Annotated in this window: 12 protein-coding genes; 11 read left to right on the top strand and 1 reads right to left on the bottom strand. The window is 39.6% G+C overall.

From position 1 onward, the window contains the following. The first annotated feature begins 2 nt into the window (after positions 1-2). On the top strand, positions 3-3095 hold the full coding sequence (locus ACGHCT_RS17540) for a DEAD/DEAH box helicase family protein (protein WP_390437083.1): 3093 nt from the start codon (positions 3-5) through the stop codon (positions 3093-3095). Positions 3096-3196: 101 nt separating this feature from the next. Next, positions 3197-3745 (top strand): hypothetical protein, encoded by a 549-nt coding sequence (locus ACGHCT_RS17535; RefSeq protein WP_390437082.1) that lies wholly within the window; start codon positions 3197-3199, stop codon positions 3743-3745. Positions 3746-4246: 501 nt separating this feature from the next. Here the strand turns inward: ACGHCT_RS17535 and ACGHCT_RS17530 are convergent. After that, the gene (locus ACGHCT_RS17530) at positions 4247-4477 is read right to left on the bottom strand and encodes a helix-turn-helix domain-containing protein (protein WP_390437081.1); all 231 of its coding nucleotides are present in this window, start codon (positions 4475-4477) and stop codon (positions 4247-4249) included. A gap of 553 nt (positions 4478-5030) precedes the next feature. Between ACGHCT_RS17530 and ACGHCT_RS17525 the strand changes: the two genes are divergently transcribed. From ACGHCT_RS17525 to ACGHCT_RS17485, 9 genes are all read left to right on the top strand, one after another. Next, positions 5031-5279, top strand: coding sequence for a SymE family type I addiction module toxin (locus ACGHCT_RS17525; RefSeq protein WP_390437080.1), 249 nt, complete (start codon positions 5031-5033; stop codon positions 5277-5279). Next, positions 5279-6064, top strand: coding sequence for a ParA family protein (locus ACGHCT_RS17520; RefSeq protein ID WP_390437079.1), 786 nt, complete (start codon positions 5279-5281; stop codon positions 6062-6064). Before ACGHCT_RS17525 ends, ACGHCT_RS17520 begins: the two co-directional genes overlap by 1 nt. Continuing rightward, positions 6054-7031 (top strand): ParB N-terminal domain-containing protein, encoded by a 978-nt coding sequence (locus ACGHCT_RS17515; RefSeq protein ID WP_390437078.1) that lies wholly within the window; start codon positions 6054-6056, stop codon positions 7029-7031. The genes ACGHCT_RS17520 and ACGHCT_RS17515 overlap by 11 nt, the downstream gene beginning before the upstream one ends. Continuing rightward, positions 7021-7290: a hypothetical protein gene (locus tag ACGHCT_RS17510; RefSeq protein WP_390437077.1), complete on the top strand. Its 270-nt coding sequence runs from the start codon at positions 7021-7023 to the stop codon at positions 7288-7290. Before ACGHCT_RS17515 ends, ACGHCT_RS17510 begins: the two co-directional genes overlap by 11 nt. Before the next feature lie 421 nt (positions 7291-7711). Next, positions 7712-12361 (top strand): ATP-binding protein, encoded by a 4650-nt coding sequence (locus ACGHCT_RS17505; protein WP_390437076.1) that lies wholly within the window; start codon positions 7712-7714, stop codon positions 12359-12361. A 106-nt stretch (positions 12362-12467) separates the two neighbouring features. Continuing rightward, complete coding sequence (locus tag ACGHCT_RS17500) at positions 12468-12695, top strand: DUF3795 domain-containing protein (RefSeq protein ID WP_390437075.1); 228 nt, start codon at positions 12468-12470, stop codon at positions 12693-12695. An 82-nt stretch (positions 12696-12777) separates the two neighbouring features. Further along, positions 12778-13071 carry a DUF3795 domain-containing protein gene (locus tag ACGHCT_RS17495; RefSeq protein WP_390437074.1) on the top strand — a complete coding sequence of 98 codons (294 nt, stop codon included), beginning with the start codon at positions 12778-12780 and terminating at the stop codon, positions 13069-13071. Between the two features lie 348 nt (positions 13072-13419). Then, positions 13420-13581, top strand: a complete 162-nt coding sequence (locus tag ACGHCT_RS17490; protein WP_390437073.1) for a hypothetical protein — start codon at positions 13420-13422, stop codon at positions 13579-13581. A gap of 163 nt (positions 13582-13744) precedes the next feature. Next, complete coding sequence (locus tag ACGHCT_RS17485; RefSeq protein WP_390437072.1) at positions 13745-14197, top strand: hypothetical protein; 453 nt, start codon at positions 13745-13747, stop codon at positions 14195-14197. The last annotated feature ends 159 nt before the right edge of the window (positions 14198-14356 follow it).

Genomic DNA, 14356 nt, shown 5'->3' with positions numbered 1-14356 from the left:
TCATGGCAAGACGAGTAACATTTCAGTTCGATGACAGCCTTGACTATCAGCTGCAGGCGGTGAATTCTGCGGTAAAGTTGTTTCAGGGATTGCCCAGACGAGTGGATGGCATCTATGGCTCACAGCGTATTCGTAAGATTGGTGAAGGAGATCCCGTAAGAAATCATGATATTCCAGTAGAGTCCAGATTATTAGAGAATCTAAGAAGTGTACAGCTGCAGAATAATCTCTTTGCTGATTCTGCCTTGACAGAGGGCAACAACTTTACAATAGAGATGGAGACGGGTACAGGCAAAACTTACGTGTACCTTCGTACGATTCTGGAGTTATATAGAGAATATGGCTTTAAAAAGTTCATGGTAGTAGTACCTTCCATTGCAATCCGTAAAGGAGTTGAAAAGTCGATGGAACAGCTGCAGGAGCATTTTAAAAGATTGTATAATGTGGATATAGCTAGGCACAGCTTTGTCTATGACAGCAGCAATCCCAAGCAGGTCAGTTCTAAGCTGGTGGAGAGCAGTGATTTAAGCATTTGCGTAATGAACATACAGGCGTTCAATAAGAATACGAATAAGATTAGAACAGAAGATGAGTACGGGCAGATACTTTGGGAAGATATCAAATATATTAAGCCAATTATCATTATCGACGAGCCCCAGAAGCTGGAAGGCACAAAGAGGAATAAATCCCAGTCTCTGAAAGCCATAGAAGAGCTGCAGCCATTATTTACATTAAGATATTCTGCAACTCACAAACAGCTGTATAACCAAATCTACAAGCTGGATTCTTATGCCGCATATCAGAAGGATCTGGTAAAGAGAATTGCAGTAAAAACTGTACACGGGGTGATTCCTAAAGATTATCCATACATCCGATATGTATCCTTTACCTCTGATTTGAAGGCAAGAATAGAGATATTCTCACAGGAGCAGGGCAGCACAATCAGATTTAGGAGCTGTAATGCCCGGGGAGGTACTTCTATTGAAGAATTGTCAGGCGGTCTTTTGCAGTACAAAGACATGCGTGTTGCCGGGGAACCCCACAAACTTAAGCCCCTGGTAATAGCAACAAAAGAGAAAACGATTGTATTGGAACAAGGACACAGTACCTATGAAACTGAAAAAAATGAAGCTGTGCGTATTCAGATAAGGCTTGCGATTCAGAACCATTTTGAAAAACAGATAACAATTTTAAATACCGGAAAAAAAATTAAGGCACTGACGCTGTTCTTTATTGATTCTGTGGATAAAGTCAGGGACAATGCTGTGCCGGACGGCAGGGGAGAGTACTTAAGGATTTTTGACGAAGAGTATAAGCGGTATGTCTCTCAAAATAGGGCTGTGATTGAAAAATACCAAGCGTTCTTTCCGGGATATACGAATGTACAGTCGGTCAGAGAAGGCTACTTTGCCCTGGACGCAAAAAAAAATGCAGTAGAAATAGAGGGATGGGATTCAGGGGCTGACGAGGATACTATGAAAATCAAAGCAAAGTCCCGGGAAGACATCGACCGCGGCATCAGCCTGATTCTGGAGAAAAAGGACGAGTTAATATCCTTTGAAGAGCCTCTTGCATTCATTTTCTCTCATTCTGCCCTTCGTGAGGGCTGGGACAACCCGAATGTATTTACCTTGTGTACATTAAAGTCCGGGGGTTCTGAGACAGCGAAAAAGCAGGAGATTGGCAGAGGCTTAAGACTGCCGGTAGATATATTTGGCAACCGCTGCCTGGATCATACAATCAATGAACTTACAGTTATCGCAAATGATTACTATGATCACTTCGCAGCAGCATTACAAAAAGATTTTAATGATACTATGAATTATAATAAGAATGAAGTTACCGCTGAGATTCTTATTTCCACTCTAAAAGCCGCCGGGATACCACAGAGAAAAATCACGCCGGAATTGGCAGATACATTGAGACAGGAACTGATTTCCGCCGGTGTGATGAATCGGGACAACCTGTTACAGGGCACAACAGTTCAAGTTACGAAACTGATTGATACCATGACTTTTGCAGAGGACACGCTCTGCGAACACATGGAGAAGATCAAGAAGGAGTTTAAAGAGCTGATGGCACAGAAAGGCACGAAGAAGATTGCGATTCGCAATGGGGATAATGAGACTTGCGAAAATAAGGTAAGATCTTTTGTCACACAGGGGGAGTTTAAACAGATTTATTTTGCCCTAAGGGAAAACCTGGTAAAGCGGACGATATACAAATTCAGGATTGATAAAGATAAATTTATTCAAGACTGTGCATTTGAAATCAATCATTACCTCAGGTTTATAAAAGCAAGAAATGTGTACAAAATAGAGGCTGGCACGGCCGGATTTAATGAATCTGCAATGTTCGTTATGGAAGAGGTGTCCTGCAAAGCAAAGGAACTGGAGCGGGAAGCTGCTTTTGGGCCAAAGAGTGACTTTGAGATTGTAACTTATATCATGTACCATACGATGCTTCCAAGACTTGCCATATTTAAGATTATTCAGTCTGTTGAGAAAAGGGAGCTATTGAATAATCAGGATATTCTGGATACAGTGACACAGATGATTCTGAAGCGTTTAAACCATACGAAAGCTGCTAATCTGACTTCTTATGAAGTGATAAAGGGGTATGAACTGGATAGTAAGAATATCTTTGAGCTTGATACCATCAGCGAAGAGGACTTTAAGGTAGAATGGAGAGTTTTTCAGGCAAATGCCGCTCATAGTTCTGCAGTGAATGAATATTACAAAATGGACAGCAAAGGAGAGAAGGAGTTTGCGGAAAAGCTGGAAAACAATCAGAATGTATTGCTGTTTACAAAACTGAGAAAGGGAGGCTTTGTCATTGATACTCCTTATGGCAATTATACCCCTGACTGGGCTGTTGTGTGCAGAAAAAACAGTCTGCAGGCTCCGGATTTGGGGATCTACTTCATTGTTGAAACCAAGGCAGGTAAGCAGGATATCAATTTACAGGAAGTGGAGCAAAACAAGATTCAGTGCGGCAAACTGCATTTTCAGGCAGTAAGTGATCAGATACGGTTTGACTGGGTGAGCAGTTATGAGGACTTCCGAGATAAATTTGGGGTTGCAGAGAGTGAATAATCAGAAATCACCGCGTATCACAATGGGAGCATGGCCTAAATCTTTGGGATACCGCCGTTGTTTATGTAATGAGCGCTTCGGAGGAAATACTTGGATTGTACATGGAAGGCAGCCGTCTGACCCATGATCAGACCAGATATATTTTTGAAACCAATACTATTGGCGTGGAAAGTGAAGTTCTCAATGTGGACGAAGTGATTGAAACAGCAAATCATTTCCGTTGCATTGATATAATCATTGATCATGCAAAATCCGCTTTAACTGAGAAGTTTAGGCATAAATACATGAAAACTTTTGGATTCAAGGTGAATAACGATGCCTTTGAGAAGAACTCTTGGTACTTTCGCAATGCATTAGTAAGGGCAAACTATAACGACCTGCAAAATGGAGTCTACTCAACAACAAAGTTTTTGGAAATGTTCTTTAGCAATCTGATTTTAAGAACGGGCTATGAGCTGAAAAATAGATATATGCATGTGGCTTATGTTCCGGAGCAAAGTAATAATATCAGGCAAAGTGCAATAGGAAAAGGTTCAAAGGGCAAAATTTGCACTTTGAATTGCCCTTTGGATGAGTTGGCTATCCTACAGCTAATTATGGAAAAAGGATATATCCAAAGATTAAATGGTAAGCGAAGTGGGAAGTTTTAATAAATTAAGATTCGTATGAATGTTTGAATAATAAAGGTGAGGAGAGGTTATTTGAGAAGGTTACAATTGTAAGGGAAAATGTGTTGTGACCGATAAAAAGTAAAGGAGAAGTGATACCACTTACTACACCATTTGCCAGTGAATTTGCGTAGATTTATAAGGGATTGTGTAGATTCAGGGCAAAACACATAACATGAGAAAAGTGCCAAAAGCCCGAAATATCAAGGCTTGAAGGCTTATGAAGGGATATAAGAGATATGATAAAAATACTATTTATTTGCCACGGCAGTACACCGAATAAACTCCTAAAATGCTAGATTTAAAGGGGAAAATTTGAAGTTGGAAACGGAATTTACTACCAATTTACTACCTTTGAAAACATAGTTAAGCCTTGGCGGGATATTAAGAAAAGGGTTATATCAAAGTTTGTGAGGAACATCTCTCAAACTTTGGTATAACCCTTTTTGATGGATCAGCATGAAGCGATTGTGTAGAGAAGTCTCATTCTCTTATATCGGATTCATCCAAGATGATTTTTTGCTTTTCGTCAATTTCAAAAGCAAGTGTGCAGTTGAGAAAAGAGGATATTTTTATTAAGTCTTCTGCTGAAAAACTGCCTCGGCTAAATTTATTGCTTAGAGATTGTTTGCCCATACCGAGATATTCTGCTAACTCATTCATTTTCTTACCTTTGATTTTTAACAGTGCTTTTATTTTATCTGATATACCCATGAATAACCCACCTTTCTAAGAATAACATACAGGAAATAAGTTAGAAAGTCAATCAAAAAGAAATATTACTTAATCAAAAACATGTATTATGGTGTTGACAAAATAATCAAAATAGTGTACTATTTAATCAGAAACAAGAAAAACAAAAGAGAATCAATGGCAAAAAAGTATTGCAGCTAAAGCAACCATACCACCCAGCGGGGTGGTATTGAAGGTCCGAAGTCCTTATAAATGCTGACGGGTTGCAACGGGGCGTTGTAATGTTGGTTGACAAGTTTCGGCCGGGTTTAATGTGAACCGGGCGCCATGGGAGAGTTAAACCTGTGTTTTTGTACCATGTGCCATAAATGAGATTTAATTACTGAAAGTCAGGGACCTTACAATGCCCAATCTATTGCAATATGTAACTAAGAACCGATTAGTCTTACAGTATTGCGTCATACCTATAGAAGTTATCTAATGAGTTTTTGTCTATTGTGCATTTATCATGTTCAAATTTTTGTCTGAACAAATTTCCAGCAATACTGTGTTTTCATAAAGGATGGTAGAAAATATGAGGAAAAGTAAAAGATCGTTAAAGGTCATTGAGCAGTCTGGGTACAAATATAAGCCGACACCTGCGCTGATGCTGAAAGGGGCTTGGCTGGAGGAATGGGGATTCATGGCTAATATGCCGGTGACTGTCCAGTGCGAGGATGGGAAACTGGTTATTACTCCGAGGGAGGAAGTCAGCTATATTGACGCCTTTGAGGAAAGCCAAATGGTAGGTGCAATCGCAGAAAAGAAAGGCAGGTACTGCTGATGGGAAATATATATATGATTGGTTCACAAAAAGGAGGAACAGCCAAAACGACAACTACACTGAATCTTGCGTATTGTCTGCAGATGATGGGGAAAAAGGTGCTGGCTGTGGATTTTGACAGCCAGGCAAACCTGACTACCTGTTTTGGGATTGAGGATACGGGGGAACTGGAGAATACCATCGGTCATTTGATGATGGCGGAGATGGAGGATGCAAAGCGTCCTGCCGTGAAGCGATACATAAAGATGAAGGACGGGGTGGATTTTATCCCGTCTTCTATCTATCTGTCGGTGGTAGATGCAAAGCTGAGGCTGGAAATGGGGACGGAGAAGATACTGTCCGGGATATTGGAGCCATTGCGTGAGAAGTATGACTATATTTTGATTGATACCTGTCCGTCTCTAGGGACGCTGACCATCAATGCCCTGGCTGCGGCTGACGAAGTAATCATTACAGTGAACCCGCAGCTTCTGGCAATGATGGGGATGCAGGACTTTCTCCGGACGGTGGGGAAGATCCGGAAACGTATCAATCCGAAGTTGGGGATTGCGGGCATCCTGCTGACCATGTGTGAGACCAGGACGAAGCTGTGCAGGGTGCTGACAGAGGAAGTGGAGGAGAATTTTCAGGAGCAGATACGGGTGTTTGAAACGAAGATACCCAATACAGTGAAAGTCGGTGAGAGCATTTATTATAACCTGCCAGTGGTGCAGTACAGTCCGAAAGCAAGCGCAGGGGTGGCTTACCGGAGATTTGCAAAGGAGTTGATTTCTTATGAAGGCTAACGGGGCAAAGCGGAAGATTTTTAATGATGCCATGGATTTGCTGAATGGGGCAGGGGAGATGCCTGCCCCGGAGGGTGGGATACAGATGCTGCCCATTGACAGTATCCGTCCATTCCGGAATCATCCGTTCCGGCTGTATGAGGGGGAGCGGTTGGATGACATGGTGGACAGCATCCGGGAGTATGGTATTTTGAATCCGGTGATTGTTTGGCAGGATGGGGATGAATATGAGATGCTTGCCGGGCATAACCGTCAGAATGCGGGGAAACTGGTAGGATTGACGGAAATCCCTGCTATTGTGAAGACGGAACTGACGGAGGCGGATGCCTATGTGTATGTGATTGAGACTAATGTGATACAGAGGGGATTTGCGGAACTGCTGCCGTCTGAGAAAGCGGCTGTGCTGGCGGAACGGTATGAGAAGGTCAGCAATCAGGGGAAACGCAATGATATTTTGGAAGAGATTGAAAAGTTAAGCGGCACGGACACGGCGGAGACTTGTGGACATGATGTCCACAAGTCGAAAAGCCGGGATGCTCTTGGGGAGGAGTGTGGGATGACCGGGAGGAACATTGCCAGGTATATCCGGGTGAACCAGTTAGAACAGCCGTTAAAGGAGCGTCTGGATAATGGTACTCTTCCTTTGGTGGCTGCTGTGGACTTATCCTATCTTTCCGCAAAAGAGCAGGAGACGGTGGCTGGATTGGCGGGGCAGGGGAAGATTAAGCTGGATGTCAAGACAGCTAAGTGTCTAAAAGGTATGGTCGGAGAAGTGACGGAAAAACGTGTGTTGGAGCGTGTGGAGAACGGGAAAGGGAAGAAAGCAGCCCCAGGCAGGAGCATTAAACTTTCTTCGGATGTGTATGAGAAGTATTTTGCGGATGTAAAGGCAGGGGATGTGGCCGGGATTGTGGAGAAAGCCTTGGCGGCATGGTTTGAGAGAGAGGGAATGTCAGATGTTTCGTGAAAGGGATATCCAGCATCTGGATAAATCTTATTTTAATATTGTGCTGACTGGAGATTTTGATGTGACAGTACAGTCTAAGAATACGGGACATTTCTGGTATATACATTATCGGGAATGTCATGGGGAGGGTGACTGTGTTATTTTCCATAAGCACAGGGCATCCCATCCGTATCATCAGCATGGGAAGGCAAAAAACCTGCGGCAGGCGGTAAGAAAAATTAAGGGGCATGATGTGTTTCAGATGAATGGGAGAAGGTGATTGGGTATGAGAATACTATTGCTATGAATGGATTGAAGGAATATTCTGAAAAATAGAGTGATTTAGTTGACATTCTGCAAGTTCAAGTGAACTTGTAGAATGATTTTTTTGTAGGGAAACTTATAGGATAGGGATAATGGATTGTATTTAGCAACCATACGATTTATAATTGTATGTATAGACGAGTGGAAATGATGACATCTGATATGAATGGGAACTTTGCAAAAAAACAAATAATAATATATCAGAACTGGATCGGAGGACTGGACAGTTGCCGTAGGATTTCAATAAGAATTACGTCGAGGAACGATGAAAACTTAAGAGATGATGGAGATTGTAGAAAAATTTGGAATTGTGTTAGAGCAAAGATTTATTTTAAAGGGAAAAAGTAGCGCTAAAATAAAAAATTATGAGGTGTAAAATGAACAATAGGACAGCTGGAACTGGAACTCCATATTGGTTTGAATGGTCAGTAGGGTTGTTATATATGGTGAAAATGTTAAATCCTGATAGTGGTATTAAAAATGTTGTATTGCAGTCAGAGGATAGTCAGAGTCTGGATGATGTTGTTGTGTCCTATGAAGATGGGATGGTGGAATATATTCAAGTCAAGAATACTAGGGAGGATGACAAACTTACGTATTCTGACATGGTTGAAGGAGAACTTGAACAATCCTATTTATATAAATATTCATTAGAGTGGAAAGGCATGGAGACAAAAAATGCGGGAAAAAACAGAGTTATTCTATTTACAAATCGAAAAATGGGAAATAGGAAATACACACCGAAACAAAGTTGGGAAAGACCTTCATTAGCACAATTCTGGAATTGTATAAAAGGGCAGGCGGGAGTCTTAGACAAAAATTCGGATGAGCATGTAGACATTAATAAGATTGTTGTTAAGAAGGAGTGGGAAGAAGCATGGAGTACATGGAAAAATTGTATGAGAGAACTTAATGCAGAAGAACAACTGCTTTTCTTACAAAATTTTGAACTAATATCAGATCAGGAAGATTTGGATGAATTAATTATTTCCATAGCAAATGAGTTAGAGGTAAAATTTAAAACAACGCATGAAAAGGCTGTGAGTTTGCACCAAAAATTGTGTTATCAGTTGATGTGGTGGGCAACAACTATTGGAAAGAAAAAAGAAATAGAAAAAGAAGATGTAATGGAGGCTCTTTCATTAAGTGGAGACGATATAAAGGGAGAGCATTTTTTCCCTATTTGCGAACCATTTTTTCAATCGCGGGTTACATTTGTAACAGAATTAGAAAATAAAATTCTAAATGGAAAGTCAAGAGTAATATTTATAACTGGCAATCCAGGATGTGGGAAGACAAATATAGTAAGTTATTTGGCATGCAAGCCAAATAGCATTGTTACATTGAGGTTTCATACGTTTAAACCAATAATTCCGGGAGATTTGTATGTTTCTGCTGATCTAGGGATTAGTGACCCTAAGGATTTCTGGGGGAATTTATTGATTATGCTAAGAAAGCAATTTAAAGGAAGGCTTTATAAGTATAGCGTACCAATATCAATAGAATTAATAGATTCAGTTGATGTGCTTAGAAATGAGGTTTTGAGGTTAGCTTCTGCTTGGTCGGATATTTCAGGAAAACCAACAGTAATTGCTGTAGATGGCATTGATCATGCCGCGCGTAGTGGAAGTGCAAATACTTTTTTAAGAACATTGCCGACACCGGAAACGATTCCTGAAAATGTTCGCTTTATATTTGCCGGACAACCTACACACCAGTTTTCTGAATACCCTGATTTTTTATCTGATTTAGAACGGATTGAAGAAGTGCAGGTGCCGGATATTGATAAAGGGGACCTGGAACTATTATATGAAAAGAATAGTGTATTAATGAAATACGATGAGAATGATAAAAAATTGCTTATTGATTATATTGCGGAAATTGCGAAGGGCAGTACACTTTCAGCAGTATTTGCAATGCAAGAGGCTACTAAGTACAATGATTTTACCGATTTCGAGCAAAATAGTAACGTTAAGAGGCTGAATGCTGGTATCCAGTCATATTATGAGTATATTTGGAAAACTGCCATCCAGCAGGTGAGAAATATAGGATATACTATAGATATGTATTTGGCAGCAACTTTTTCAGTCATTAATAAAAGGGTTTCGGCTCAAGTGATGGCAGATATGTACGGAGAAGGAATTTCAGTATGGCAGTGGGAGGATATTCTACAAAGCTTATTTCCGATTGTTATATATGATTCTTTGGGATATAGTGTATTTCATAATGATGTTAGATTGTTTTTGGCTATTCATTATAAAAAAGCTAGGCAGTTGCATCCAACTATAAGTGCTAAAATCGCAAATTACTTATTGAATGTGGATTTTGATGAAAAAGTTAAGCATGAAGTGATTTTCAAGCTGTTAAAAGAGGCGAGACAAGAAGAAAAATATGTAGATGTTTTTACCTGTGAGTATGTAATGGAAGCTTACCTGATAAAAAGAGACTTGAGAGAGATTCGACAGCAGATGTTAGATACGCTGGCAATATTGCCTCGTATTGAAGATAAAAGGAAGATTGTGAAGTTTAGTTGTGCTGTTTCAACTATGCAACAGTATAGTGAATCATTACGTTGGCAGGATAGAGTATATCAATGTGATATTGAAATACCTTTTGCATTGGAATGTGAAAAAAAGCCTGTTGTAGAGGGCATTCTTTCTATAGAGGATTTTAAAGCGGTATTTAGAGATATAGATATTTTGGTTCGCAAAGGAGAAATTACTAGAGCTAAACAGATTTTGATTCGTTGGATGGATAAAAGAATACCAGGTAAGCTGTTTGGCGTTATGGAGGAAAACAATGAGAAGAGTATTCAAGTAAATGAGTTGTTGGAAAATTGGGGGAAGTATGCCCGGAAATTTGGGATTACACCAGAGAAAATGCATTATGAAGAAAAAGCGGAGGAAAGTGCAGCTGCCTATTTTTATAGAGGCTGGATTAAAGAGGCAGTTAATTATACAGGAAAAGATCAACTAAAATATACTTTTGAAAACATAAGTTGTTATTTTTGTACGGATATCGAAAATTTTGTGCAACAGGTAATAAAACGTGGTCGGATGGAAGATGTGGAATTTGTTTTAAACGGAAAAATGAGAATGGCTTTATCCGAAAGGAATAGAATATCTGCATGTGCATGGGCTGTAAAAAATAGTCAGCCTGATTTGTGCGAGGATTGGTTGATTGAAATCAATGATAAAAAGTTTGAATATATATCTGAGAAATGGTACGAGCAGACATATACAGAGATAGAAAAGAAAAAGGAAAGATTCAAAATAATTGCTGACCTTATGTATGTACTTACATATGTATCAAAAGAAAAATTTAATGAGTTACGGACAAAGGCCATAGAGAAGAGTGGATTTAGTAAGGGAAGAAATGATACTAATGTTGCTGGAAATCTATTAACAGCTGTGAATCAGATTGCCTATATTGAGCAATGTATTTTATTCAGATATACAGAAAAGGTAAAAAAGGATGATTTTGATGCATTGTTGGATGTCATTTTGGAAGACAGATATTATAATGGCTTTTTTGATATTGATACAATGTCTTTTAGGAAAAAAATATTAGCAAGCATTATCCGAATAATAAATGGGCTTCCTTCCATGCTTCAGAAATTACTGGAAGATAGGTTGTGTGCAAAGGCAGAAACATGTTCAGGGATAGCACTTTTGGAAACGTATTGGCGATTTCTGTATGTAAGGGGAAATGGGAATGTTATAGAAGAATTTTTTGATGCTTGGATGGGTCCTACTGGTATGATATGGAAGGAGGAGTTATCAGAGCGGAATTATATTTCAGATGTGCTATTAAAAATAGCAGAGGAAATGAACTGGACAGAAAGAATACAAAGAGCTAGAGAGTTACTGAATGCAAGAAGTATTGGTTATGTTGGTCGCAAAGATTATAGCCTTTTCAATCCATTACAGTGGTTTGAGAGAATAGCTGCGGAACGAAGCGAGGTATGGAAAGACCTTGGGAGTTTGTTGATGAATATTTCTGAATATGCGTCAAGCATTGGAGATAACAGAGCTTTTGTTCAAATACGAAGTACGGTATCCAACGCAGCGGCAAAAGTGGGGACTGATAGTTTCTTTCAGTTTATTCAAACAATAAAGAAAGCAAATCAGGATTGGGAGGAAATAGCATTTGATGGGCTTATATCTGTGCTGGAGAATGCCCTTTTTACAAAAGAAGAACTAATACAATTATGGGAAAAGACGGTTAATTACTTTCCTATAGATGAATATGCAAAACCGTATGATTCTCAAAATACAAGACATAAGATTTACTGTTCAGATGTTCATAGGGCAATCTCTTTATGTATTCATAGATTAGGATATACTGGATTGGAGAAACGTATGGAACAAATGGCACCTCGTGAGTATGCTCAAAGGAGATTGGAAAGGTCGGAGCATAGTTGTATCATTCCAGGAAGATGGTATGAATCAGAGTATTATGAGAACGTGTATCCATTTATTGATGTTGCAAAGGAATTGGATTGTGATGAAATGTTTAAATATATTGAGACACAATATGGACAAAGTGGATTTTCATGGGATTATATTAAATATTTTGTAGAGAAAGCTAAGAAGTGTAATCCACAAAGTATTTTAAAGTATAAGTTAAAAATCATACAGATGATTAAAGAGAGAGAAATTAATCCATTAGAGTATGATGGCTGTAACAGATTATACGAGGTATTATTTCCGTATCTTACAGATGAAGAAGTGGCAAATGTATTAGAGAATATAATTTGCACTTATTATCATTTAAGGGATAAAGGGTGGCAATCAAAAGATTTTGGACTGATGACAGATTTGGAACATTTTACGTTTGCCTTGTATTCTCGTTATGGTATTGAAGATAACATATGGGCATTGCAAGAAATTTTGAAAATGCATTGTTTATGGATAAATGGAACAGAAAAATTAGAAATAGAGAATATTTATCAGGTAAGAGAAGAGGAACATATTTTAGGGTGGTCAGATTTTTGGGATAAGCTAGACGTTACAGGAGCTGATTGAAAATGAAGATGCCAGAAAGAATAGAGCCGGTCATGTTTGCGCCCGGTGGGATGAACTGCCTGTTTGTTATAAGCATTGTTATCATTAAAAGCCATGCGTAGGTTGTTTGAAAAGTGACCAGGGAAAACCGGAGCATTGCAGGATAAAGGATTGTGTGACAAAGCGGCAGATTACATATTGTTTTGAATGTTATGAATATCCATGTAAGCAGATAAAACGGTTGGAAAAAAGTTATAATACCCGCTATCATACCAGCTTGATGGAAAACAGCCAAATGGTAAAAGAACAGGGAATGGCTAAATTTTTCACACAGCAAAAAGGGAAATATACTTGACCGGAATGTGGAGGAATAATTTCCATCCATGATGCAGAATGCAGTGAGTGTCAGTGGAAAATGCGATGAGGGGAAAATGCCTATGGAAAAGAAGAGGAGTTGTTGCGGTACCGTATGTTCAGATTGTGAGTATTACCTAGCGGATTGCCGAGGGTGCGGAGAGATAAAGGGCAAGGTGTTCTGGCTGGAATACACAGGAGAAAGCTGCTGTGATATTTATGAATGCTGTATCAATCAGAGAAAATATGGGCACTGCGGTCAATGTGAGGAATTGCCATGTAGTCACTTTGACCGTGAAGACCCTACCAAAACGAAGGAAGAAAATGAAGCCGACCATGCTAGACAGATGAAGAATTTAAAAGAATACAAGGGGTGAATTAAGATGAAAAGAGAATTGGGGATAGCGTGATGCGGACTTGCCTGCTGCTTATGTTCAGAAAATACAAGCTGAGCAGGCTGTAATTCCGGGGAATGTATTGGGAAAAGAAGTGATTTAATAAGCGTTGGAAGAGAAACAGTCGTGGTGAGATTGTTTCTTTTTTTATACAAAAACTCAGGAATATTTTTCAGGAATTCGGTACATAAAACATTTCGGTCAGAAGATACTATGGATATACATGGAAGTTCATGGAATTCCATTACCAGAATTTTACGGGTATAAATGGCACAGGTTACATCATTGTTGGACAGATTACGTTCAAAATAATTGTGAAAGGAGAGAAGTATGTGCAGAATCTTTTGCCCGCTGTGTGAGAGGCGTCTGTGTGAGATTACGGCAGATCCCCATAAAAGGGAAGTCCGTGTTATGGTGGAAATGAAATGCCCGCACTGTAAAAAGATTGTAAAGGTGGAATTTCCGATAGCTTCTATTGTAAAAACCAAATAATGTAACTACCGAGCGAGTGGGACCGCATCGTGTCGAGTCACCGAAAGGCCGGAGTAAAGCTAGTAACCTTAGCTTTCTCCGGTCTTTTTGCCGTTCTTAAAATTGTCCCACATCTGCTTGAAGTGTTCCTGGCTTTACGAAGGCGTAAAGAAAGGAATGCTTTATGTCTAAAAGGATCATCACGATTAAATCAGGTAAGGAAGAGTTTCAGATGGAGGTTACGGAGGAGGAATACAGGAATTATTATCGCCCATGGTGGCAGCAGAAGAAACGGGAGCAGAGGAAACGGGATGCTATGGAGGAGAATGGATATACAGAGGAATCTTATGATGGCTGGAAGGATGGGATGCTGGATGGACTGAATGAACTGGTGTCTCAGGAGGAAAGTGTGGAGGAATTTATTGAAAAACAGTGTATGCTGGGGATTTTAGAGGAGGCTTTGGAAAGTCTGATGCCGGAAGAAAGGGAACTGGCAGTGAAGCTGTTTGGGGAACAGGTTCCGATCAGTGAGTTTGCCAGAAGCCATGATCAGTGCCGGACAACGGTTTCTTCAAAAAAGACTTCTGTGCTTTTAAAACTGCGGCAGTTTTTCAGGGACAGGGGATTCGATATTTGAAAGCTGGATATTCGACAGGAAATGCTGTTTTGTCGAATGGTTTTTAAAAAACTTTTTATTTTTCTTCGTCACTTTGCAAAAAAGTGTCATTACGGTTTTTAGGAGGGTAAATATTCCCACCAAAAAATCGAGAAAGAGGTGAAACGGTTTATGGAGAAT

Source organism: Lactonifactor longoviformis, from assembly GCF_042848515.1.
Lineage (GTDB): Bacteria > Bacillota > Clostridia > Lachnospirales > Lachnospiraceae > Lactonifactor > Lactonifactor longoviformis.
Note: the sequence above shows the minus strand (reverse complement) of the source record. Positions and strands in the feature narration are given on the sequence as shown.

Bases quoted from the DNA above. Each gene is read 5' to 3' on its own strand.
- ACGHCT_RS17540 (WP_390437083.1), top strand. From the start codon at position 3: ATGGCAAGACGAGTAACATTTCAGTTCGATGACAGCCTTGACTATCAG.
- ACGHCT_RS17535 (WP_390437082.1), top strand. From the start codon at position 3,197: ATGGAAGGCAGCCGTCTGACCCATGATCAGACCAGATATATTTTTGAA.
- ACGHCT_RS17530 (WP_390437081.1), bottom strand. From the start codon at position 4,477: ATGGGTATATCAGATAAAATAAAAGCACTGTTAAAAATCAAAGGTAAG.
- ACGHCT_RS17525 (WP_390437080.1), top strand. From the start codon at position 5,031: ATGAGGAAAAGTAAAAGATCGTTAAAGGTCATTGAGCAGTCTGGGTAC.
- ACGHCT_RS17520 (WP_390437079.1), top strand. From the start codon at position 5,279: ATGGGAAATATATATATGATTGGTTCACAAAAAGGAGGAACAGCCAAA.
- ACGHCT_RS17515 (WP_390437078.1), top strand. From the start codon at position 6,054: ATGAAGGCTAACGGGGCAAAGCGGAAGATTTTTAATGATGCCATGGAT.
- ACGHCT_RS17510 (WP_390437077.1), top strand. From the start codon at position 7,021: ATGTTTCGTGAAAGGGATATCCAGCATCTGGATAAATCTTATTTTAAT.
- ACGHCT_RS17505 (WP_390437076.1), top strand. From the start codon at position 7,712: ATGAACAATAGGACAGCTGGAACTGGAACTCCATATTGGTTTGAATGG.
- ACGHCT_RS17495 (WP_390437074.1), top strand. From the start codon at position 12,778: ATGGAAAAGAAGAGGAGTTGTTGCGGTACCGTATGTTCAGATTGTGAG.
- ACGHCT_RS17490 (WP_390437073.1), top strand. From the start codon at position 13,420: ATGTGCAGAATCTTTTGCCCGCTGTGTGAGAGGCGTCTGTGTGAGATT.
- ACGHCT_RS17485 (WP_390437072.1), top strand. From the start codon at position 13,745: ATGTCTAAAAGGATCATCACGATTAAATCAGGTAAGGAAGAGTTTCAG.